This is a genomic window from Enterovibrio sp. QJM3NY_24, assembly GCF_057786035.1.
Genome location: NZ_CM173519.1, coordinates 2,284,116 through 2,307,025, shown reverse-complemented (window position 1 = coordinate 2,307,025; position 22,910 = coordinate 2,284,116). Strand labels below are relative to the sequence as shown.

The 22,910-nt window shown below is 47.9% G+C and carries 19 protein-coding genes; 10 read left to right on the top strand and 9 right to left on the bottom strand.

Going from position 1 to position 22,910, the window contains the following annotated elements:
* Positions 1–164: 164 nt before the first annotated feature.
* Positions 165–1,262 (top strand): 23S rRNA pseudouridine(2605) synthase RluB, encoded by a 1,098-nt coding sequence (gene rluB, locus AC3CIC_RS10040; protein WP_016961321.1) that lies wholly within the window; start codon positions 165–167, stop codon positions 1,260–1,262.
* A gap of 68 nt (positions 1,263–1,330) precedes the next feature.
* Here rluB and AC3CIC_RS10035 read toward each other — a convergent pair whose 3' ends face one another.
* Positions 1,331–2,071 carry a YciK family oxidoreductase gene (locus AC3CIC_RS10035; RefSeq protein WP_488514508.1) on the bottom strand — a complete coding sequence of 247 codons (741 nt, stop codon included), beginning with the start codon at positions 2,069–2,071 and terminating at the stop codon, positions 1,331–1,333.
* Positions 2,072–2,288: 217 nt separating this feature from the next.
* Here AC3CIC_RS10035 and sohB point away from each other — a divergent pair, with 217 nt between their 5' ends.
* Together sohB and AC3CIC_RS10025 are read left to right on the top strand one after the other, a co-directional pair.
* Positions 2,289–3,347, top strand: coding sequence for a protease SohB (gene sohB, locus AC3CIC_RS10030; protein ID WP_016961323.1), 1,059 nt, complete (start codon positions 2,289–2,291; stop codon positions 3,345–3,347).
* Positions 3,348–3,355: 8 nt separating this feature from the next.
* Complete coding sequence (locus AC3CIC_RS10025) at positions 3,356–3,769, top strand: DUF805 domain-containing protein (RefSeq protein WP_016961324.1); 414 nt, start codon at positions 3,356–3,358, stop codon at positions 3,767–3,769.
* A gap of 70 nt (positions 3,770–3,839) precedes the next feature.
* Here the strand turns inward: AC3CIC_RS10025 and AC3CIC_RS10020 are convergent, their stop codons facing one another.
* Positions 3,840–4,085, bottom strand: a complete 246-nt coding sequence (locus tag AC3CIC_RS10020; protein WP_017004140.1) for a YciN family protein — start codon at positions 4,083–4,085, stop codon at positions 3,840–3,842.
* Between the two features lie 404 nt (positions 4,086–4,489).
* Here AC3CIC_RS10020 and topA point away from each other — a divergent pair, with 404 nt between their 5' ends.
* A complete protein-coding gene (topA, locus tag AC3CIC_RS10015; protein ID WP_488514507.1) occupies positions 4,490–7,111 on the top strand; it encodes a type I DNA topoisomerase in 2,622 nt (873 codons plus the stop codon).
* Positions 7,112–7,170: 59 nt separating this feature from the next.
* Here the strand turns inward: topA and AC3CIC_RS10010 are convergent, their stop codons facing one another.
* Positions 7,171–9,864, bottom strand: coding sequence for a molybdopterin-dependent oxidoreductase (locus AC3CIC_RS10010; protein WP_488514506.1), 2,694 nt, complete (start codon positions 9,862–9,864; stop codon positions 7,171–7,173).
* A gap of 471 nt (positions 9,865–10,335) precedes the next feature.
* Here AC3CIC_RS10010 and cobA point away from each other — a divergent pair, with 471 nt between their 5' ends.
* The 5 genes from cobA (at position 10,336) to AC3CIC_RS09985 (ending at position 17,524) form a co-directional block, all read left to right on the top strand.
* Positions 10,336–11,124, top strand: a complete 789-nt coding sequence (cobA, locus tag AC3CIC_RS10005) for a uroporphyrinogen-III C-methyltransferase (protein ID WP_488514505.1) — start codon at positions 10,336–10,338, stop codon at positions 11,122–11,124.
* A gap of 10 nt (positions 11,125–11,134) precedes the next feature.
* The gene (gene nirB / locus AC3CIC_RS10000; RefSeq protein ID WP_488514504.1) at positions 11,135–13,720 is read left to right on the top strand and encodes a nitrite reductase large subunit NirB; all 2,586 of its coding nucleotides are present in this window, start codon (positions 11,135–11,137) and stop codon (positions 13,718–13,720) included.
* 10 nt (positions 13,721–13,730) lie between these two features.
* Positions 13,731–14,063 carry a nitrite reductase small subunit NirD gene (gene nirD / locus AC3CIC_RS09995; protein WP_016961331.1) on the top strand — a complete coding sequence of 111 codons (333 nt, stop codon included), beginning with the start codon at positions 13,731–13,733 and terminating at the stop codon, positions 14,061–14,063.
* 182 nt (positions 14,064–14,245) lie between these two features.
* Positions 14,246–15,721: a NarK family nitrate/nitrite MFS transporter gene (locus AC3CIC_RS09990; protein WP_016961332.1), complete on the top strand. Its 1,476-nt coding sequence runs from the start codon at positions 14,246–14,248 to the stop codon at positions 15,719–15,721.
* Between the two features lie 3 nt (positions 15,722–15,724).
* Positions 15,725–17,524, top strand: coding sequence for a bifunctional protein-serine/threonine kinase/phosphatase (locus AC3CIC_RS09985; RefSeq protein ID WP_488514503.1), 1,800 nt, complete (start codon positions 15,725–15,727; stop codon positions 17,522–17,524).
* 40 nt (positions 17,525–17,564) lie between these two features.
* On the opposite strand, the gene AC3CIC_RS09980 is transcribed toward AC3CIC_RS09985, so the two are convergent.
* A complete protein-coding gene (locus tag AC3CIC_RS09980; RefSeq protein ID WP_016961334.1) occupies positions 17,565–18,185 on the bottom strand; it encodes a LysE family translocator in 621 nt (206 codons plus the stop codon).
* A gap of 262 nt (positions 18,186–18,447) precedes the next feature.
* On the opposite strand from AC3CIC_RS09980, the gene AC3CIC_RS09975 reads away from it, so the two are divergent.
* Positions 18,448–18,882, top strand: coding sequence for a VOC family protein (locus AC3CIC_RS09975; RefSeq protein WP_371733178.1), 435 nt, complete (start codon positions 18,448–18,450; stop codon positions 18,880–18,882).
* A 30-nt stretch (positions 18,883–18,912) separates the two neighbouring features.
* Here AC3CIC_RS09975 and AC3CIC_RS09970 read toward each other — a convergent pair whose 3' ends face one another.
* The 5 genes from AC3CIC_RS09970 to AC3CIC_RS09950 all read right to left on the bottom strand — a co-directional run bounded on the left by AC3CIC_RS09970 (position 18,913) and on the right by AC3CIC_RS09950 (position 22,897).
* Positions 18,913–19,254, bottom strand: coding sequence for a thioredoxin family protein (locus AC3CIC_RS09970; RefSeq protein ID WP_017007387.1), 342 nt, complete (start codon positions 19,252–19,254; stop codon positions 18,913–18,915).
* 77 nt (positions 19,255–19,331) lie between these two features.
* Positions 19,332–19,703 carry a hypothetical protein gene (locus AC3CIC_RS09965; protein ID WP_016961337.1) on the bottom strand — a complete coding sequence of 124 codons (372 nt, stop codon included), beginning with the start codon at positions 19,701–19,703 and terminating at the stop codon, positions 19,332–19,334.
* A gap of 238 nt (positions 19,704–19,941) precedes the next feature.
* Positions 19,942–21,111, bottom strand: a complete 1,170-nt coding sequence (locus tag AC3CIC_RS09960; RefSeq protein WP_017007385.1) for a Gfo/Idh/MocA family protein — start codon at positions 21,109–21,111, stop codon at positions 19,942–19,944.
* A gap of 52 nt (positions 21,112–21,163) precedes the next feature.
* Positions 21,164–22,015, bottom strand: a complete 852-nt coding sequence (locus AC3CIC_RS09955) for a class II fructose-bisphosphate aldolase (RefSeq protein WP_488514502.1) — start codon at positions 22,013–22,015, stop codon at positions 21,164–21,166.
* 24 nt (positions 22,016–22,039) lie between these two features.
* Positions 22,040–22,897: a 5-deoxy-glucuronate isomerase gene (locus tag AC3CIC_RS09950; protein WP_488514501.1), complete on the bottom strand. Its 858-nt coding sequence runs from the start codon at positions 22,895–22,897 to the stop codon at positions 22,040–22,042.
* Positions 22,898–22,910 lie beyond the last annotated feature (13 nt).

Sequence of the window (22,910 nt, the reverse complement as noted above, 5' to 3'; positions counted from 1 at the left end):
CAATCGGTCACACTGCAACGCAATATTTCCAGTGATGGCGGAGAGTAGTAACGAAATCCCGTGGTGTATTTGTGCCTATTTTGGCATAATACGCCGTTGCCTCTTTTTTGAGGCGTTTCTTTCCGACATCGACGCCTGTGAAGGCGACAGTAAGGTAAACGTAAATGAGTGAAAAATTACAGAAGGTGTTAGCCCGTGCAGGTCTCGGTTCTCGTCGTGAGATCGAAACCCTGATTCAAGAAGGTCGCGTCAGCATTAATGGCCTTGTTGCCAAGCTGGGTGATCGTCTCGATGACGTCAACGCTAACATTCGTGTTGACGGGCACAGTGTACAGGTAGCTGCGCCTTCTGAACTTGTGTGCCGTGTAATGGCATACAACAAACCAGAAGGTGAGTTGTGCACACGCAGCGACCCTGAAGGTCGTCGTACCGTTTTTGATCGTCTCCCGAAACTAAATGGTGCCCGTTGGGTGGCCGTGGGTCGTTTGGATGCGAATACATCAGGCTTGATGCTGTTCACCACTGATGGTGAATTGGCGAACCGTTTGATGCACCCAAGCCGTCAAGTACAACGTGAATACATGGTTCGCGTGTTTGGCGACGTCAACGAGCAGATGGTGAAGAATCTGGTTCGTGGTGTTCAGCTTGAGGATGGCGAAGCGCGTTTTGAAGATATTCAATACGCGGGTGGCGAAGGTTCCAACCACACATTCTATGTTGTGATCACTGAAGGTCGTAACCGCGAGGTTCGTCGTCTTTGGGAAACACAAGGTGTGACGGTAAGCCGCCTGAAGCGTGTACGCTACGGTGACATCTACTTGAACAAAGAGCTACCTCGCGGCGGCTGGATGGAACTTGAACTGGATAACGTTAACTACCTGCGTGAAATGGTGGAATTACGTCCAGAGAAAGAAACCATGATCACGGTAGAAGCGCAGAAGCGTAAAGCACGTGGTCAGAAGATCCGTCGTGCAGTGCGTCGTCACGAAGAGCGTGTTGAATCAAATGAAACACGTAAGCCTCGTCGTGGTGGTCCGTCAGCGAAACCGGTGCAAGGTAATAAACCTGCTCAAGGCGGAAAGCCAGCACAGGGTCAAGGTCGACCAGCGTCAGGTAAGCCTGCTCAGGGTAAGCCAGGCCAAGGTAAACCAGCTCAAGGTAAACGCGGCAACGGTCGTCCGGGGGGGAATGCAACTCCGAACCGTGGTGGTCAATCGTCTTCTCGCCAGAAGCCTCAGGGCGGAAAACGCCAAGGGCGTTAAGCAAGAAAATATTGATATTAAAAAGCCAGCAGAGATGCTGGCTTTTTTGTGCCTGTTTTTTAGCCCGATTACTTAGGCTGCGCGTCGATGCACTGACCGTTAACGTCAATGCCTTCTGGCGCCATTAGGTATAGGTACAGAGGCATAATATCCAGTGGTGATTTCAGTTTGCTTGCTTCTTCCGCAGGAAACGCAGAGGCGCGCATTTTTGTGCGTGTACCACCTGGGTTTATCGCATTCACTTTCACACTGGTGTTGCTCAACTCATCCGCCAACACTTGCATCATGCCTTCGGTGGCAAACTTTGATATCGCGTATGCGCCCCAGAATGCTCGCCCAGCGTGTCCCACGGTAGATGTTGTAAACACCAGGCGCGCGTCGTCTGATTTTTGCAGCAAAGGCATTAATGCTTGGGTCATCAGAAAAGTGGCTTTAACATTCACCTGCATCACTTCATCAAAGGCTTTTTCTTCGATCTGATCGAAAGGACTCAATACACCTAGCATGCCTGCATTGTGGAGCACACCGTCAATACGGCCGAATTGCTGCTCAATGGTGTCAACCATATCCAGATAATGCTGACGCGTGGCTCCTAGCATATCTAGCGGGATAATCGCGGGTTGAGGGAAGCCAGCGGTCTCAATTTCGTCATAGACGCTCTCTAGCTTCTTTACTGTGCGTCCTAGCAGAATAACGGTTGCACCATGTTGCGCGTAACTGAGTGCGGCTTGTCGGCCTATGCCATCACCTGCGCCAGTCACCAGAATGACTTTACCGTCTAATGCGTTGGCTGCTACTTGATACTCCACGTTACAATATTCCTTTTTATCTTCGGCGTTGCTGCCTGTTAATCTCAATGCCTGTTACTCGACCCGCGACCGCGTTTCGCTTCGGCTAAACTGCATTGTAAGATGGCAAACCTGTAATAAACAACACTCGAATACAAAGAAAACGACACCGAACTTGCACTTTGCGGGTAGTTGTTTAGTAGAATGGGAACATATAACTATAAATGAGGAATACAGTTTGGAATTCTTGCTTGATTACGGCCTGTTTTTAGCAAAGATACTGACGTTTGTCGTTGCAGTCATCGTGGTGCTGATTATCGCAAAAAGCGCTGGTGGCAAACAGGGTCAGAAAGGGGAGCTAGAAATTACGAACCTGACTGAAAAGCATAAAGATTTAATCCATTCTATGGAGTCTTATCTTTATGATGAAACGGCACTGAAAGCACGAGATAAAGCGGATAAAAAAGCGGAAAAAGCGAAAGCAAAAGAAGCGAAAGCAGAAGCAAAGAAAATGACCGATTCCGTATCATTGGAATCAAGCCGTAAACCGCATGTATTCGTTCTGGATTTCAAGGGCAGTATTGATGCTCGCGAAGTCACGGCATTGCGTGAAGAAGTCACGGCCATTTTGTCTGTCGCTAAAGAAGGTGATGAAGTGCTGGTGCGTCTCGAAAGTGGCGGCGGCATGGTGCATGCTTATGGCTTGGCGTCTTCTCAGCTTGATCGCATTAAACAAGCGGGTATTTCTCTTACTGCATCTGTTGATAAAGTGGCGGCCAGTGGCGGTTATATGATGGCATGTGTAGCGGATAAAATTATTGCCGCACCGTTTGCTGTTGTCGGCTCAATTGGTGTTATTGCACAGTTGCCAAATTTTAATAAACTACTTAAAAAACATGATATTGAATTTGAACAACTGACCGCGGGTGAGTTTAAGCGCACCCTCACCATGTTTGGTGAAAATACAGACAAAGCGCGCGAGAAATTCATGGGCGAGCTGGAAGAAACCCACACGCTATTTAAAGATTTCATTGCTGATCATCGCCCATCACTTGAGCTAGAAAAAGTGGCGACAGGTGAACACTGGTTTGGTAATCAAGCATTGCCTTTAGGCTTGATTGATAGCATTGGAACCAGTGATGACTATCTGGTGTCTGCAGTAAAAGAGAAAGACGTTTTGAGCGTGCGTTACGTTCAACGTAAAAAGCTCGCTGAGAAACTGGCTGGAGCTTCAGCAGAAGCGGCAGATCGTCTGCTGCTGAAGTGGATCAGTCGTGGTCAGCGACCAATCGTTTAGGAGTTGAAATGAACAACCAAAAGTGGGCGTTGTTTTCGTTCGAAGGCCGAATGAGACGCCGTGATTATTGGCTCTACAGCGTGCCTGTACTTGTCATGGTGTTGCCAACTTTCTTTTATCAAGGCGGTCATGTAGTGCTAGATGCACTTTCAATCGCGATTTCTTTATTTGCGATTTATGCATCAGTTGCGCTCAATATCAAACGCTTGAAAGACAGAAATAAAAGTCCTTGGTGGCTTGTTGTGACTTTTTTGCCGTTAATTGGTCCTATCTTCGCCTTGGTCGAACTGGGTATTCTAGATGGCACTCCGGGCCCGAATCAGTTCGGTCCCGATCCGAAAGGTCGCGGTGATAAATCCGATCAGGGCGGTAATTCTGTCCGAGAAGACAAAGAAAAAGATACGGCGGTATTTGAGGGTTAACCTCATCGTCTAGACGAAAAAATGCCACCTGATAGGTGGCATTTTTCTGGTCAAGCTCAAACGCGCTAACTTATTGCAGCGTGTACTGTTTTGATAGTTGGTGAGCGAGATATTTGAACATGTTGAAAACTGCAGTGGTTTTAGGCGTCGGCAATCCGTTGTCGTCCAAAAAATATTCGCCTTTAAAAACCATCACACCTGCTTTTTCTTCCACTGAATTGGTGTGCATACCATCTAGGTAAGCATCGTGTTCTCGGATCATCTTGTTTGCCATGATTAGCAGATCTTCAGTGCTAATCGGTGTTTTCTCAGACATACTTTTCTCGAGTAAAGGGAAAAAGAGCGCCTATTATAGCGTGAGCAGTCTTAAAAGAGGACATGCTTACGAAAGCGTCGAATTGATATGTTTCTAGAACGCATTGTGTGAGCCAAGCCAGAAAAATTCGAAGTGAAATGGTAAATGGGTTGGCGTCAATGGTAATGATTAGCGCGCTTGCAAAAGTGAGACTACGCTAACCCTCCGATAAAGTAGGTTTATTGGTTACAAGCCGGTAACAAGTGCGGAAGCTGCGACCAATCGGGGGATTTTAGAAAGAAACTGGTTGATATTCAGATCGACTCGCTCAATATTGTAAATAGCGTCAGTCAGCATGGCATCAAGGTTTTCATGCGATTTGGACTGACAGATTGAATTTTTAACGCGAGGGCGTATTGGTCACTATGGGTAAATCTCTCGTTATCGTGGAGTCCCCGGCAAAGGCAAAAACGATTAATAAATACCTGGGCAAAGACTTCATCGTTAAATCGAGTGTAGGTCATGTTCGGGATCTGCCTACCGGTGCTGCTCAAGGCGGCAAAAAAGCGACGCCTATCTCAACCAAAGGGTTGAGTCCGGAAGAAAAAGAGCGAATTAAGAAAGACAAAGAGAAGAATTCGCTGATCAACAAAATGGGTGTTGATCCTTACCGCAATTGGAAAGCGAACTATCAAGTGCTTCCAGGTAAGGAAAAAGTGGTTTCTGAACTTCAAGCGCTGGCTGAAAAAGCAGATTTTGTTTATCTCGCGACGGATTTGGACCGCGAAGGGGAGGCCATTGCTTGGCACCTGCGGGAACTGATCGGTGGTGATGAAAGCCGTTTTAAACGCGTTGTCTTCAACGAAATTACTCAAAATGCTATCCAGCAAGCGTTCCAAGCGCCTGGTGAACTGAACATGGATGGCGTGAATGCACAGCAAGCACGCCGCTTCCTGGATCGCGTTGTGGGCTTTATGGTGTCGCCGCTTCTTTGGAAGAAAGTGGCACGTGGTTTGTCTGCAGGCCGTGTTCAATCGGTAGCGGTTAAGCTGCTCGTTGAGCGTGAGCACGAAATCAAAGCATTTGTGCCGCAAGAGTATTGGGATATTCACGCCGATACCACAACCGCTAGCCAAAATGTGTTGCGCTTAGTTGTTGCTCAGCAAAACCGTGAAGCGTTCAAGCCATTGAACGAAGCGCAAGCGATGGCGGCAACAGACGCATTGCAAAAAGCGACTTACAAAGTGGTGGATCGTGAAGACCGTCCAACCAGCAGTAAGCCGTCTGCGCCGTTTATTACTTCGACGCTGCAACAAGCGGCAAGTACCCGCATGGGCTTTGGCGTTAAGAAGACCATGATGTTGGCTCAACGTCTGTACGAAGGGGGTTACATTACCTACATGCGTACCGACTCGACCAACTTGAGCCAAGAGGCTGTTGAATCAGCACGTGAATTTATTGGTAGCGAATACGGCGATAAGTATCTGCCATCCGCACCACTCAAATATGGTTCTAAAGGTAATGCTCAGGAAGCGCACGAAGCGATTCGTCCTTCAAGCGTTGACGTGAATGCCGATGATTTGCAGGGCATGGACCCAGATGCTCATCGTCTGTATGACCTGATCTGGCGACAATTCGTTGCGTGTCAAATGACACCAGCAAAATATGATTCGGGCACCATTAGCGTTCAAGCAGGCGAATTTACCCTGAAAGCGAAAGGTCGCACCTTACGTTTTGATGGTTGGACACGTGTACAGCGTCCTATGGGTAAAACCGAAGATACAACGCTTCCACACGTTGATGTGGGCGAGATCTTGACGCTAGATAAGGTTGACCCTAAGCAACACTTCACCAAGCCGCCTGCACGCTTTACAGAAGCCGCATTGGTTAAAGAGCTTGAGAAGCGTGGCATTGGTCGTCCTTCTACTTATGCATCGATCATTTCAACCATTCAAGACCGTGGTTACGTGCGTACTGAACAACGTCGTTTCTATGCTGAAAAGATGGGTGAGATTGTTACCGACCGTCTTGACGACAGCTTCGCCGATTTGATGGATTACGACTTCACTGCGCGAATGGAGGGGAACCTCGATAAAATCGCCATGGGCAGTGAAGATTGGAAGCAGGTACTGAACAACTTCTTCAAAGCATTTACGGATGATTTGGGTAAAGCAGAATTGGAAGAAGCTGAAGGCGGCATGAAGCCTAACAGCATCGTCATGACTGACATCGATTGTCCAACCTGTGGTCGCAAGATGGGGATTCGTACCGCATCGACAGGCGTATTCCTTGGTTGTTCAGGCTATCAGTTGCCTCCGAAAGAGCGTTGCAAAACCACCATCAACCTGATGGATGAAGAAGGTATTGTTAACGTACTGGAAGAAGACGTTGAAACCGCTGCGCTCCGCGCCAAAAAACGTTGCCCTAAGTGCGAAACGGCGATGGACGCGTACCTGATTGACAAAGATCGCAAGTTACATGTTTGTGGTAACAACCCAAGCTGTGATGGCTACATTGTCGAGAAAGGTGAGTTTAAGCTCAAGGGTTATGAAGGCCCACTGGTTGAGTGTGACAAGTGTGGTTCCGACATGGTGCTGAAAAACGGCCGCTTCGGTAAGTACATGGGTTGTACCAACGAGACCTGTAAGAATACCCGCAAGATTTTGAAGAACGGAGAAATTGCACCACCGAAAGAAGATCCGGTGCATTTCCCTGAACTGCCGTGTGAAAATTCAGATGCATACTTTGTGCTTCGTGACGGTGCATCAGGTTTGTTCTTCGCAGCGAGTAACTTCCCTAAATCGCGTGAAACTCGAGCGCCATTAGTTGAAGAACTTGCACGCTTTAAAGATCGCATTCCAGAAAAATATCAGTATCTGGCTGATGCCCCTGCTGAAGATCCAGATGGACGCAAAGCCGTTGTTCGCTTTAGCCGTAAGAGCAAAGAGAACTACGTCCGAACCGAAGAAGATGGTAAACCATCAGGTTGGACCGGTCTGCTGATAGACGGTAAGTGGGAAGTGACAGATAAACGTAAGAAGAAGTAGTATTCGCGCTTGAAGTGCTGAATGTGAAAATTGAAAAGGCAGCCTAGGCTGCCTTTTTATTATCCCGCTTTCTGAACCATTGACAATGCACTCGTACAAGCACGCAAAAGGCATTGTTCGATGTCGGATGCACAACTGCCACAGCCTGTACCCGCCAACGTTAACTCGCTGATTGTATTAGCATTAATGGATAAATCCTCAGTAATGAGATTCTCGATATCGCTTTGCGTGACTTGCTTGCAGGTGCAGATAATGGGAGAACGCGTTGCAAGGGAACCAGCTAAGAAAGCGTGAATATCCTGATGCGTAAAGTGAGATGCTAAAAGCTGTGCAATATCGGGTTGACGCAGCTCGCTATCAATATTGCAAAGGGAAAATGCCATTGTTGGTTTCAATTGCTGAAAAACAACTGCTCTTCTCTGCGCGGGCTGTCCACCTTGAATGATGGCATCCTCATCACCGACGAATGAGTCCAAAAGCGTGGCATATACCTCGTCGATCTCGTTAGAAAATTGAAGTTGATAAACGTAGCCCCCTGAGACTTTCTGCTTTACCCAATATTCGGCACAAAACTGACTCAATTGCCTTTGTGAAAACGGTGATGAACGGCAGATTTGAAGGCTGGTTTTTACAAACATTGGCTGAACCATCACCGGTGTAGATTTCAACTCAGGTTGCCCTGAAATTGGATCGGTAATCGCCGGAATGAGTGCGTCTGTTTTACCTCCTGAGCAGTGAGTTTGACTCCAGTGAATGGGAGCAAAGCATTGTCCTACCGGAACGTGACGAGTGACGCTTGCTCGAAATACTTGCGTACTGATATTGCTACTGACTTTTACCAACTGACCATCTCTAATGCCCCGATCGGATGCATTAAAAGGGTGGATCTCTAGCATGGGTTCACTGTCATGAGTGTTGAGAATGCTCGATAAACCCGTGCGAGTCATGGTGTGCCATTGATCCCTAATTCGACCTGTATTTAGGATAAGTCCATAGCGTTCGCTAATGGCATTGGCTGGAGGCTGATGATCAACAGTGATGAACTTTGCTTTTCCATCCGGCGTCGAAAACTGTCCATCACTAAACAAGCGTTCACTTTCGCCCGTCGTGCTGTTAACAGGCCATTGAATTGGAGACAGGTCGTTATACGCCTCATTGGTCATGCCGTTTAGCCCTGACAGGTTCAGCATTCTTTTGCTTCTGTCTTCGGGACGATTTCCTATGTTGGTCTGTGCAACATACTCCCTGAAAATATCGGCCTCTGTCTGGTAATTAAAGGCGTCATGGAAACCCATTCGTTTGGCGACCTCGCTGACTATCCACCAATCAGGTTTGCCTTCGCCTGGTGTAGGCAGCAATCGGCGTTGTCGAGAGATGCGACGCTCTGAGTTAGTCACTGTGCCTGATTTTTCGCTCCAGCCTTGAGCGGGTAAGCAGACGTTTGCGTGACGAAGCGTTTCTGTATCAGCAACACAGTCTGAAACAATCACGAGTGGGCAGTCAGATAAAATGCGATTGATCCTGTCACTGTCAGGTAGGCTTACCGCTGGGTTGGTCGCCATTACCCAAATGGCTTTCACGTTTCCTTTTTCAATCGCATCGAACATATCGATGGCTTTTAGCCCTGGTTTGGTTGCTAGAGTGGGCGCTTTCCAAAAATCTTTCACCAGCGAAAGGTGCTCGTCGTTACCAAATTCAAGATGCGCGGCCAGTGTGTTTGCCAGCCCACCCACTTCCCGCCCACCCATGGCGTTTGGTTGGCCGGTAATTGAAAACGGTGTACTACCGGGTAGCCCAATACGGCCAGTGGCAAGGTGGCAATTAATGATACTGTTTGCTTTGTCAGTGCCACTCGTGGATTGGTTGATGCCTTGGGAAAACACGGTGGTGGTGAGCGGTGTTGAACAAAACCATTGATAGAAGGTTTCTATGTCCGTTGTTTTTAAGCCCGTCTCTAACGCCACCGACGTTATTGTGGAAAAACGTTGTGCTTGGGTAAGGGTTTGTTCAAATCCGACAGTATGAGAATCGATGTAGGTTTGGTTGATATGCTGATGTTTGACAAGGTATGCCAGTAAGCCGTTAAACAAGGCAATATCGCTGCCAGAAAATAGGGGGAGATGTAGATCGGCTATCTCGCAACTACGGGTTTCTCTTGGGTCAATAACCACGATTTTGGTTCCGCGTTTTTCTTTGGCTGCTTTCAATCGTTGGTATATCACCGGGTGACACCAAGCAAGGTTAGAGCCCGTGAGTACAACGAGATCGGCTAACTCAATATCTTCATAATTACCGGGAACAATATCTTCCCCAAATGCACGTTTGTGACCCGCTACGGCAGAGGCCATACACAAGCGAGAATTGGTGTCGATGTTTCCGCTACCGATAAACCCTTTCATCAACTTATTTGCTACGTAGTAATCTTCTGTGAGTAATTGTCCAGAGACATAAAACGCCACGGCATCTGGGCCATGTTGTTCAATGATTGATGAAAGTGATGAAGCGACATGGCTTAAGGCATCATCCCAACTACAATTTTGTCCTTCAATGGACGGGGAGAGCATTCGGCCTTCTGTTGCGACAGTGTCACCTAGCGCCAATCCTTTTGAACACAATCGGCCATAGTTGGCAGGGTGTTGGCTATCTCCCCTGACTTCAAGCTTTCCAGAGGTGTGTATTTTCGCCTCGATGCCACAACCTACGCCACAATAAGGGCAGGTTGATTTTGTCCATTCTGATTGATTCTTTGACATGACGAGTTCATTCCTTTTTTCCTCTGAATGATCTCTATAAGCAATCACCACGCCATTAATACCATCTCTTTGTTTTTATTTTTTCACATCGATTAAACGGTGTTTTTATTGTTTCTTATGATGAGATTTAACGTCATTCCATTTAATGAGAATAAAATGCTTTGTATTGGTGCAATATAAGGTTCTCTTTTTGGTGCGAAATATTCCTAGTGCGCACTATTAACGAGCAATGATGTTGAGTGTGTGGGTGTTTTTTATTTTTTATATCCGTCATGGGTGTTATGAGTGTTATTAATTCATTAGTAAAATCATTAAATTGAAAGGTGTGATGATGTCTATTTTAATTGCTGGCACTTAAATTGCTGATAGCTAGATATATTCGGCAGGTCTTTTTGAAAAGATGGCTTTTAGTAAAGAAAGTGAGAGGCAAGGATGTCCGACAATTCAACAGATAAACGGCGAGCTTCTTTAATGACCGCTAAACATCAGAATAGTGGCAAGGTATCTCTTGTGGGCGCAGGGCCTGGCGATCCCGATCTCATGACAGTGAAGGCGCTTCGGTGTATTCAACAATCAGACGTCATTGTGTATGACCGTTTGGTTAGCGACGAAATAATCGCATTAATCCCATTCGGGAAAAAACATATTTTTGTCGGCAAAGCGAAAGATAAGCACAGCGTTTCTCAGGCTGACATTAATTGCATTTTGGTTGAAGAAGCAAAAAAAGGGAAAACCGTTTGCCGACTTAAAGGCGGCGACGTCTTTGTATTTGGTCGTGGCGGAGAGGAGATGCAGGTACTTCATCGAGAAGGTATATCTGTCGAAGTCGTTCCGGGTATTACCGCGGCGAGCGGTTGTACTAGCTATGCGGGTATTCCTTTAACGCATCGGGGCGTTTCACAGGGTTGCACATTTGTTACCGCACATTCAGAACATGACCTCGAAGTGAATTGGTCTGCCCTCGCATTACTCAACCAAACATTGGTGTTTTACATGGGTCTATCCAAGCTTGAATTCATCTGTCATGAGCTTCTTGCCGCGGGTCTATCTGCCACAACACCTGTCGCCGTTATCGAAAAAGGCTGCACCTCAGATCAGCGTGTTTTCATCAAAACACTTTCAGACATTCACGCTTATATCGCAAATAAAGGTGTTCAGTCACCGGCACTCATCGTGGTCGGTCATGTGGTATCGCTTGCCTCCGAACTGGATTGGTTTGTCGTCCAATCGCAAGAACACATTGAAAAGCTTTCAGCATAGGGAAAGGATTATGGACAAGAAACGCATTGTCGTTGTTGGGAATGGCATGGTAGGGCACAGGTTCATCGAAGAACTGTGCGACAGAAACAATAACAACGAATTTGAGGTCATCACGTTTTCGGAAGAACCTCGTCTTGCGTACGACAGGGTGCAACTAAGCAGCTTTTTTAGCGGTAAAACAGCCAATGATCTGATGCTAACCAGTGAAGAAGCGTATGACGAAAAAGGCGTCCACTATTACTTAAATGAAAAAGTGGTCGCCATTCAACGAGAAAATAAATGCGTAGTGACTGACAAAGGGCGCGAAGTTTTTTACGACAAACTCGTGCTTGCAACGGGCTCATATCCATTTGTTCCGCCAATCCAAGGTAACGATCAAGCGCATTGCCATGTTTACCGAACGATAGAAGACTTGGAAGCCATCCGGGCATCCGGTGACACAAGTCAGGTTGGTGTGGTTGTGGGTGGGGGGTTGTTAGGCTTAGAGGCCGCGAACGCGATACAGAATATGGGTCTTGAAACCCATGTGGTTGAGTTCGCGCCGCGTCTAATGGCGGTGCAGCTTGATGATGGCGGCGGTGAATTACTTAAGCAAAAAATCACCTCGCTTGGCGTGACTATTCACACGGAAAAGGCGACTAAGGCAATCTCGGCTGGCAATGCGTCTCGCTACAAACTGGAATTTGCCGATGGCAGTGAATTGGAAACCGATGTCGTTGTATTTTCGGCCGGTATTCGTCCTCAAGATGCATTGGCTAAGGCTCATGACCTAGCGCTTGGTGAACGTGGCGGCATTGTCGTCAACGATAGCTGCCAAACCAGTGACGGTGATATTTATGCCATTGGTGAGTGTGCCTTATGGGAAGGACGCATTTTCGGATTGGTCGCCCCCGGTTATCAAATGGCGAGGGTTGTTGCAGCGAAACTGTGCGGAGAAGAGGCTGCGTTTAAAGGCGCAGACATGAGCACTAAGCTGAAGTTATTGGGTGTTGATGTCGCCAGTATTGGCGATGCTCATGGCAATACGCCGGGAGCACAGTCTTACACCTTCTCTGACGGCATTGAGCAAGTCTACAAGCGTGTGATTGTGTCTGAAGATGGAACCAAACTGTTGGGTGCGGTGCTGGTTGGCGATGTAGACAGCTACTCCCACTTATTGCAAACCATGCTCAACGATTTGCCGTTACCTGAATTCCCATCAGTACTTTTGCTTTCCGACGGAGCCGCTGACTCTGATACTGGGTCGGTAGGGCTTGCAAGCTTGCCGGATACTGCGCAGATATGTTCGTGCTATGACGTTACCAAAGGGACCATAAAAGCGGCAGTGGCTGCGGGTTGTTCGTCCATGGCGGAATTGAAAGCGGAAACGAAAGCATCCACTGGCTGCGGCGGCTGTGCAGCGTTGACCAAGCAAGTCATGGACACAGAACTGGCCGCGTTAGGCCATGAAGTGAACAACGACCTTTGTGAGCATTTTCACTACACACGCCAAGAATTGGCGGACATTGTTCGTATCAAGAAAGTGAAAACGTTCGATGACTTGCTTAAAAGTCACGGGTCAGGTCTTGGTTGTGACATTTGTAAACCCACCGTAGGGTCGATTCTGGCGTCATTTTGGAATGACTATGTGCTAAAAGACGAGCACATCGGTTTGCAAGACACCAATGATAACTACCTCGGTAATATGCAAAAAGACGGTACATATTCCGTCGTGCCACGTGTTGCCGGTGGCGAAATCACACCAGACAAGCTGATTGTATTGGGACAGGTCGCCAAACAATATGATCTGTATACCAAAGTCACGGGCGGTCAGCGTATCGACTTGTTTGGTGCGCAATTGCACGAATTGCCTGACATTTGGAAAATTTTGGTTGATGCGGGGTTTGAAACTGGCCACGCCTACGGTAAATCCGTGCGAACAGTGAAATCATGTGTGGGCTCGACTTGGTGTCGTTATGGCATCGATGACAGTGTCGGTTTCGCCATCAACATCGAAGATCGCTACAAAGGCCTCAGATCGCCGCACAAGCTCAAATTCGCTGTGTCAGGCTGTACGCGTGAGTGTGCGGAAGCGCAATCAAAAGACATTGGCATCATCGCCACTGAAAATGGCTGGAACCTCTATGTCTGCGGAAACGGCGGCATGCGTCCTCGCCATGGTGATTTATTTGCCTCCGATCTTGATCGTGTTGATTTGATCAAATACATCGACCGCATTTTGATGTTCTACATCCGCACCGCTGATCGTTTACAGCGCACGTCCGTTTGGCTCGAAAACCTCGAAGGTGGGTTGGATTACCTCAAGCAGGTGGTCATTGAAGACAAACTTTCGATTGCCGACGAGCTAGAAAAAGAAATGGCTGAAAGCCTCGGGCAATATCAATGCGAGTGGAAAACCACCATTGAATCGCCAGAAAGGCTCAAACGTTTTAAGCACTTCATTAATAGCGAGCAAGCCGACAGTGGGTTGAAATACATCACTGAGCGGGGGCAAAGAGTACCCGCGCCAGCTGAAAAAGAAACATTGGCAGATGGCGTCGGCATTCAACAGGCTGAGAAAGTCCAACGTATTGATGTTGTTGAGATACAAGGTTAAGGAGACGGAAATGACACAATGGCAAACGATTTGTCGTAAGCAAGATTTGGTTAAAAACACGGGTGTTTGCGCGTTATTTGATGAAAAACAAGTGGCGATTTTTCTCTGCGGTCAAACAGACACCTTGTACGCCATCGACAATTTCGACCCAATTGGTAAAGCTAATGTTTTGTCTCGAGGAATGCTTGGCTCATCGGGTGATAAAACCGTGATTGCGTCACCGCTTTATAAACAGCATTTCTGCCTCGAAAGCGGTGTCTGCATTGAAGATGACTCGATCTCCGTTGGTACGTATTCAGTGAGGTGCCATGAAGGAGATGTGCAGCTGGCTGCGATGGGTTAATAGCTGAAAACGCGACCACTTAGCCGATTAATCAAGGAATAAAAAATATTGCCGTGATGGCGTTGTTCAATCAGCGCCTTATCGCGACGGGCTAACTGTGCCCCAAAAATAGGAATAGAGATTTTGATTGCGGAAATTAAATTCCGCAATGCCAGGGATTATTAATTGATGAGGATGTCGAAATGTCAGGAAGTGAGAAATTCAACCTGTTTTCATTTACAGGGAAAATGAAAATACTCCATTTAAGTTGGTTTGCATTTTTTATTACGTTTATGGTGTGGTTTAATTTCGCACCATTGCTTCAGTCTGTAAAAGAATCATTGGGACTCACCACCGCCGAGATCAAAACCCTGCTTATTTTAAACGTGGCATTTACTATTCCGGCTCGGGTGGTCGTTGGTATGCTGACGGATAAATATGGCCCTCGTATTGTTTATTCACTTTTACTCGCCATTTGTTCGATTCCCTGCTTCGTTTTTGCCCTATCCGATAACTTCGTACAAGCGGCGATTGCACGTTTTGCACTTGGCTTAATCGGCGCCGGTTTTGTTGTTGGTATTCGTCTTGTGTCTGAGTGGTTCCCGCACAATGAACTTGGTACCGCTGAGGGTATTTATGGGGGCTGGGGTAACTTTGGTTCTGCCGCAGCAGCCTTCACGTTGCCGACTGTCGCTCTGATGTTTGGTGGTGAAGATGGTTGGCGCTATGCCATGGGTATCACAGGCTTGATGAGTCTGCTGTTTTCCTTTGTGTTTTATCGCAGCGTAACGGATACACCAAAAGGTGCGACCTATTACAAACCGAAGAACGCGGGTGCAATGGAAGTCACATCAAAAGCTGACTTCTACTTGTTGCTGTTGATGAAAATGCCGATGTATGGCGCGCTAGCGCTACTTGCATGGAAGCTTTCGCCATCAGGTATTGGTATGTTCTCTACGACAGTCGTCACCATGATTTACGTCGGTCTCGCGCTGATCTATGTGTTCGATTCACTGCAAGTGTGGAAGGTGAACAAGCATATTTTCAAAGAGGCCGTGCCTGAAATTCATCAATACAAATTCAAACAAGTCGCAGTCTTGAACATCTTGTACTTTGCGACGTTTGGTTCAGAGCTTGCGGTGGTATCAATGCTGCCCCTGTTCTTCTTAGAAACGTTTGAGCTCACACCTGTGATCGCTGGCATGGTGGCTTCTGCTTACGCATTTATGAATTTGATGTCGCGCCCGGGTGGCGGGTGGCTATCTGATAAATTTGGACGCAAACCAACACTGCTTATTCTTACTGCGGGCTTAGCGTTAGGCTATTTAGTGATGGGACAGGTTGACGGTACATGGCCTGTCTGGTTGGCCGTGGTTGCGGCGATGGGGTGTTCTTTCTTTGTTCAATCTGGCGAAGGTGCCGTGTTTGCCGCTGTGCCTTTGATCAAGCGTCGAATGACAGGCCAAATCGCGGGTATGACAGGCGCTTACGGTAACGTTGGTGCAGTGGTATATCTAACCGTTTTATCGCTGGTGGACTACAGCACCTTCTTCCTGATTATTGCTGGTACAGCAGTGGTTGGATTTATCACGCTACTCTTTATGGAAGAGCCGTCAGGGCAAATTGCAGAAGTGAATGACGATGGCAGTATTACCATGATCGACGTAGCAAAAGCGTAAGCGATGAAACCAGAAAGTTATTCAACGGCAGCGGATTGCAGTGCTGCCATTTTACACGCAGGGAAGCAGGGTCAGCCTGCTTCCCAGCTTGTGGTTCGCGCGGGTGGTTGTTCAGTCGCGGGCATCAAAGTACCTAATCAAGATGCCTTTGCAGTTAGCATCCCTAACAAACTCAGTGAGCTTAAACATAAAGGTGTGGTTGCTGCGATTGCAGATGGCGTGAGTTGTAGCGATATCAGCCAAAAAGCCAGCGAAATGAGCGTGACGGAATTTATTGATGATTACCTCGGCACGCCGGTGACATGGACGGCAAAAGCCTCTGCGAGCAAGGTGCTCAAATCGCTCAACCATTGGTTATATCATCATGCTCAACAAGCTGGAACATCCTCCAGTGCCATGGTTGCCGCATTTTGCGGCGTTGTGGTGAAATCTAACACTGCCCATGTTTTTCATGTGGGAGATTGTCGCGCCTATCTGTTTCGTCATCACACGCTTACTCCTCTGACACAAGATCATCGCCATTACACGGGAAAGACACAACATCATTTGACCCGCGCGTTAGGCATCGATAGCCATCTCAACGTCGATTATCGGTCAGTAGCGGTTGAGCGGGGCGATATTGTGATGATGTCGAGTGATGGCCTGCATGATGTGCTGTCTGATAAGCAGATCGCTGATCGCTTAGAGGGTATCGAGGAAGATAGTGATCTTCAGTTAGTCGCGGAAAATTTAGTCTCAGATGCGCTGGCAGCAGGCAGTGATGACAACGTTACCTGCTTAGTACTGACCATTGATGCTTTGCCTTCCGCGACATTTGATGAAGCAATAAGAGAATTGTCGGAACGCGTCATTCCGCCTGTTTTGCGTGAAGGAGTGAAGATCGATCACTATGAGGTTGTCCGTGTACTTTACAGCGGCAGTCGAAGCCACATTTATCTGGCACGCAGTGATCTGGATGGTAAACGGTACGTGTTGAAAATGCCGTCGCAAAACTTTGCCGATGATGCGGTTTATCTCGCTGGATTTATCCGAGAAGGATGGATTGGTGAGCAAATCAAGCAACCCGGTGTGATGAAAATCCATCCGCCATCTCAACACTCACCGTTTCTCTACCATGTTTGCCAATACCTTGATGGCATGACGTTTCGAGAGTGGATGGTAGATTTCCCATCACCCACGTTGTCTCAGGTGCGCACTTTGGCGAAAGGAGCAATTCGTGCCATGCGTGTGTTGCAGAGAATGTCGGTGGTGCATCGTGATATCAAGCCAGATAACCTCATGGTCGACAAAGACATGAATGTGACGCTAATTGATTACGGCACCGCGCAGGCTGATGGGTTAAACGAATTGGGTGAGAACATCGAAGAAGGCTATCCAGTCGGCGATCTAAATTACGCAGCGCCGGAATATATCAAAGGACAGAATGCGACATTAGCGTCTGATGTGTTCTCGCTTGGAATGACGATTTATGAACTGCTCACTGGACATTTGCCATACAAGCCTGTTAATGCGGCAAACCCTCGTGCGGCGCAGCAGAACGACTATGTGCCAGCGACAGTATACCGGCCTGATATTCCTGATTGGTTTGATGCCGCGTTAAAAAAAGCGTGTAATCCGATCCCTGCGGCTCGTTATCAGGTGCTGTCTGAGTTTGAGCAAGATCTGTTGAAGCCAAACCGCAAATTGGAAAAGGCTAACCAATCGCGGTCTTTGTTGGAGAAAAACCCGCTCCGATTTTGGAAAGGGTTATCGGTGATGTTGTTTGTGCTGGTGTTACTGCAATTTGGTCTATTGATCAGTTAACACATAACATCCAATACTTATCGTCAAATCTTCTCACGCATTAACGCTGTGCTGTCAGCGCGAGCATCGCGCCAATGCCGATGAAAGTGCCTCCAAATGTTCTCGGTAACCACTTAGATGTGGTAAGGCTTTTCGATCGTTTTAAGGCTTTTACTCCCCAATATCCGTAGCCAGATAAACAGGTGATTGAACAACACATCAAGGTCACCACCAAAATTGAAAACTGTGGGATCAAAGGCTGGCTTATTTCAATGAACTGCGGAAAGAGTGCCGTGGTAAACACGATAGCTTTAGGGTTCGTTAATGCAACCAACACGCCTTGGAGATAATAGCTGCGTGTCTTGTTTGTGTCAGGCGCATCGGAGAGTGAAATCTCGATGCCATTTCGCCAAACTTTGATGCCAAGGTAAACCAAGTAGCAGGCGCCCAGCAGTTTGATGACCATAAACGCGGTGGCAGAACTGAGAACGAGTGCGCTCAAGCCCAGCACTGAAAATGACGACATGATAAACAAACCAGTAATATTACCAGCGACAGTGAACAAGGCTTTTCCTAGCCCAGAACGCAGCGAATGCGTCATCACCAATAAGATAGCAGGGCCTGGAGAAAGGGCTGCGAGGAAGGCAATAGAGAGAAACGCGAGCCAGGTTTCAACCGTCATTTTGTTCCATCCTTGTTATATTTTCTGAGCGTGAGATTCGCTGTTAATCCATCACATCATTGTTCGGGAGAAATTGAAATAGTGACGTGTTGTTATGTTTATTTATAACTGAGACAAACACAGTTTTATCGTCAATGCCGTGGCATGCCAACGTACCATTCTTATAAATCATTCAACCTTTAGTGACGGGCAAACTATGATTTAGTCAGCAAATTCAATCAGGATACTCAATCACGAAACTAAGCCTCTAGGGAGAGAGCCCATGACATTGACACCTTTTCACGTCGCGATTCCGGTAAGAAATCTAGAAGAGTCACGCCGATTTTATGCTGATGTGTTGAATTGTGGGGAAGGGCGAAGCAGTGACGAGTGGGTTGATTTCAACCTCTATGGGCATCAACTTGTCATTCATTGCGACCCCAATATAGGCGAAAACAATACGCTAAATCTGCATCACAATGCTGTCGATGCCAAAGCCGTTCCGGTTCCACACATTGGTGTTGTGCTTGAGATGGAAGATTGGCAATTACTGGCTGACAGGTTAAAAGAAAAAGGGGTTGAGTTTGTCATCGAACCTTATATTCGTTTTGTTGGTCAACCGGGCGAACAAGCCACCATGTTTTTTCTCGATCCGACCGGCAATGCGTTGGAATTTAAATCGTTCAAAGACATTGATGGTCAATTGTTTGCGAAATAGGTGATGGGTCGCCAACCGCCTAAACGCGAGTTAGGTATCAACGTCGGTGAGTAAATCTCCGATTTCATCGGGGTGAATGGGGCGCACGACGCGCTCAATGTCGACACCGTCGTTAAGCAGTATCAACGTAGGCCACAGCTTAACGTTAAAGGATCGCCCCAGTCGTTTTCCCTTGCCGTCATAAACTTTAATGTGTGGAATTGAAAGCCCAGCTAAGGCTTCCTTCACCGCAGGCTCTGCCGCTTGGCAGTATCCACACCAAGGTGCGCCAAACTCGATAATGGCAATACCTTGCAAGGCTTGAACCTCTTCGATCGTCGGGCCGTCTTCTGCATAGTCTGGGTTGAAGCCCGTTGTGGCAGCTTGGATCATCGGGTGTCCTCCGTGACAGTGATTCGAATGTCTAAATGCTAAACATTAAAGGCGACCTTGGTCGCCTTTAATGTTTATTAGGTCCAACGCTTAATTGCATCGGCCGTGTCGCTGGGATTGGTGTTGAAGCAAATGGTCGCTTGCGGTGCGGCTTTGTGTACCGCGTTAACCAGTTTTTCAAACACAAGAAAATGGTCGTCATCACGACGCACGCCTGCGCCGATCAGCACGCAATCATAGGGTTGACCTTGAAGTGCCTCTGTTGCAGCGTCATAGGCGGTTTCACCATCTCGGATATAGTGCAATGTAACCGCGTATCCAAGGGCAACAAGCTTATCTCTGTCACCTTCAAGCATGGCGCGAAGCTTTTCTGCGCTCATTCCTGGCCATTTTTCGTAGTTCACCACATCTGGGTGCCAACCAAATAGTGCGATTTTTTTGTCTGACATTGCTCCTCCTGAGCATTCACTATTGCTTGTTAATATAGTCTGGTGGCGACGATGAGGTTGTCTGAGTTATAAGCCTGAATATTAATTCTTTTGAGGATCACAGTGAGGAAAAGCGCAAGTGAGAGCGGGAGAGGAAAGAGATAACGGAATGAATAGGCAGCAAGGTGAGGAGAAAAAGGCGAGCAGACCGACGACGGGCTACCTGCTCGCAAGCATGTAAATCGATAAACTAAGAAGGTTAGGTGAGATCTTTTACGGGTTCCCACTTGCCGTCGTTATCACGAGAGCGGACGGCGGCGTAAACAAAAGCCATACCTTGTGCGCCTTCCTCAACGGTTGGGTTCCAGAGGCTCAACGGATCGGGGGTCTCGTTACGTAAATCATCCACGATATTGGAAGCGAAATCGTAGTACAGGTTGGCAAACGCTTCTCGGTAGCCTTCAGGGTGACCAATCGCCACATGAGACACGCGCGAGCCTGCGCCAGTCAGTCCTATTCCACCTTTAGTGAGAATATAAGCGGGCTTGTCGATAGGGCGAACGAGCAATTCGTTTGGCTGTTCTTGATGCCACTCCAGGCCGCCTTTGGTGCCGTAAAGGGTGAGATTCAGACCATGTACGCCACCGGCGGCAGCTTGGGTGACCCAAAACACGCCACGCGCCTTGTTGGGATAACGCAGCAAAATTCCGCAGTAGTCATCGGCATCACGTCCATCAACCAAAGCGGTGACGTCGGCACTTAAAGAGGCCGCCTCCATGCCCATCACATAACTGGCGAGGTGATAACTGTGGGTCGCAATATCGCCAAGGATCAACGATGGGCCTGCGAGGTCCGGTTTCATGTGCCAGTTCGCACCCGACAGCTCCGATTCGGTTAGCGTGGCAAGATGCCCCTGCACATAGTTACTTTGCACCATGGTGATGTTACCAATAACACCTTGCGCGACAAGGTCTCTGGCTTGTCTTACCATCGCGTAGCCACTGTAACCATAGGCCACGCAGTAGCGCTTTCCAGCCGCATTGACTCGCTTGACCAAATCCGCAGATTCTTCTTCGGTCATGGTCAGTGGCTTTTCACAAAATACGTTGAAACCAGCATCCAGCGCACGACAAGAAAGGTCATAGTGGCTGTTATTGGGCGTCATGATCGCCAGTGCATCAATGGGATCATCTGCATTTGCTTCACCCGCGAATAAAGCGTCGGGATCGGCATAAGGGCGAGCGATACCCATTTCTTTGCCCGCGAGCAAGGAGCGTTCAGGATTGGATGAAAATACCCCAGCGACAACTTCAAATTCTTCATGCATGGTGGCGGCTGATCGGTGAATGGAGCCGATAAATGAATCCGGCCCACCGCCAATCACGCCTAATCTCAACTTTCTTCCCAACTTCTGATATGCCTTGCTCATTCTTACGTCCTTTTGAATGGGTATCACCGCGATGGTTTATCGATAGCGTTTGTTATTTGAGTAGTGGCTGGCGAGAGGAAGCCAATAATGCGATCACTCTGGCTGCTTCGTTCTGCAGCGCTGGCATGGCTTTTCCTGCGAAATACTGACGGTCATATTTGTCAAGCTCTTGCTGCATGGACTCGCGAATAGCTTGACCAAATGCCATACGAAGGGTGGTACCGACGTTGAATTTCGCCACTCGTTGTTGTTTAAGCGTGAGAAGGTCAGCCTCAGCAATACCCGTTGTGCCATGAATGACTAAAGGCAGAGTGGTGGCCATTTCAATTTTCTTCAGCAAGTCGAAATCGATTGGGCTATTTGCTTCGGTTTTCCGATGGACATTGCCGACAGACACTGCAAGCGCATCAATGCCGCTTTCTGCCGTATATCGAGTGGCTTCTTCTGGGAGCGTCGCCATAGATATAATGTGGTCGCGACCTTCTTCATAGGGGACAGAACCTAGCTCTCCTTCAACGGTGACACCAACCGCGTGGGCAACATCCACGACTTGGCGTGTTCGGCGGATGTTTTCTTCAAGCGGCAGTTGTGATCCATCAAACATCACAGAACTAAAGCCTGAATGAATGGCACGATAAACAATGGCTTCTTCATAACAATGGTCTAAATGAACACAGACAGGCACGGAACTGGCTTTTGCCATTGGCACCAACATGCCGCCCATGGCTTCGACGCCCACCAAGTCCACCATGTCCTTGTTGACGGCCAGAATAACGGGCAATGAAATGGATTCAGCGGCAGCAATAATGGATTTGGCTTCTTCAAGACCAAATACATTGCAACATGCCACTGCGCCATCAGATACAGCGGCGCTCGGGAGCAAGTCGTTAAGGTTTACTAGCATCGGTTCGTCCTTTTCAGATTACGGCTACTTAAATTTAGCAACCATGTCTTTGATGCCGGGGATCGTGTGCACTTGATACTCATGATGGGGGTCAAAATGCTGTACCAATGATTTACTCGTTTCACCCACGATGATGGTGAAGTAATACATTTCGTAACCCGGCGCGGCGACAGAAGGGTGGTAGCCCTTGTCGATGGCAATCACGCTGCCAGTGCGAACGTGATAAACCGGTCCGCAATCATCTTCATGTTCGTAAAGAAACTGAGCACCAAAGCCGAAGTCAGGGTTAAACCTAAATTGATAGACCTCTTCGTAACGGGTTTCTTGCGGCGCACGATCTTCATCGTGCTTGTGCGGTGGAAAACCTGACCACCCGCCAGCACCCACGGTAAACAATTCGCTGACCAGCATACGACCGCGTTTGTCGGCATTTTTCTGGCCGAAGATATGTTTAATTTTGCGGTGGGTCTTGGTGTCGTCACTGCCGTACTGAATTTTGTCCGTCTCTTCGGGTTGAACGGCGAAGGCAGAAAGCGCGTGCCCTGCTTCTTGCTCGTAGCGTCCACCTGCAATCATCACATCGGCTTCGTTGGATACGCATGTCACGGTGACATCGCTACCCACTGGCGCGTATACCGCCGCGGGGTCGCCATCCCAAACAGACGCGCGCTTGCCGATGCCGCTAAACGTTTCGCCATCGACAGTAATGTCGCAGGTACCTCCTGCGAGTACCACTGCGGATTCATAGTCATCTAGTTTGTAGCGATGGCTTTCGCCTTGTTTAAGACGAACGGGGTTGAAATAGCAAAGGGGGGTGGTGTCGTCATTGACGTCAACAACGGGCGCATTTTTGTTATCAAACGGCGGGATATGTTTTCCCATGATCTACTCCTTA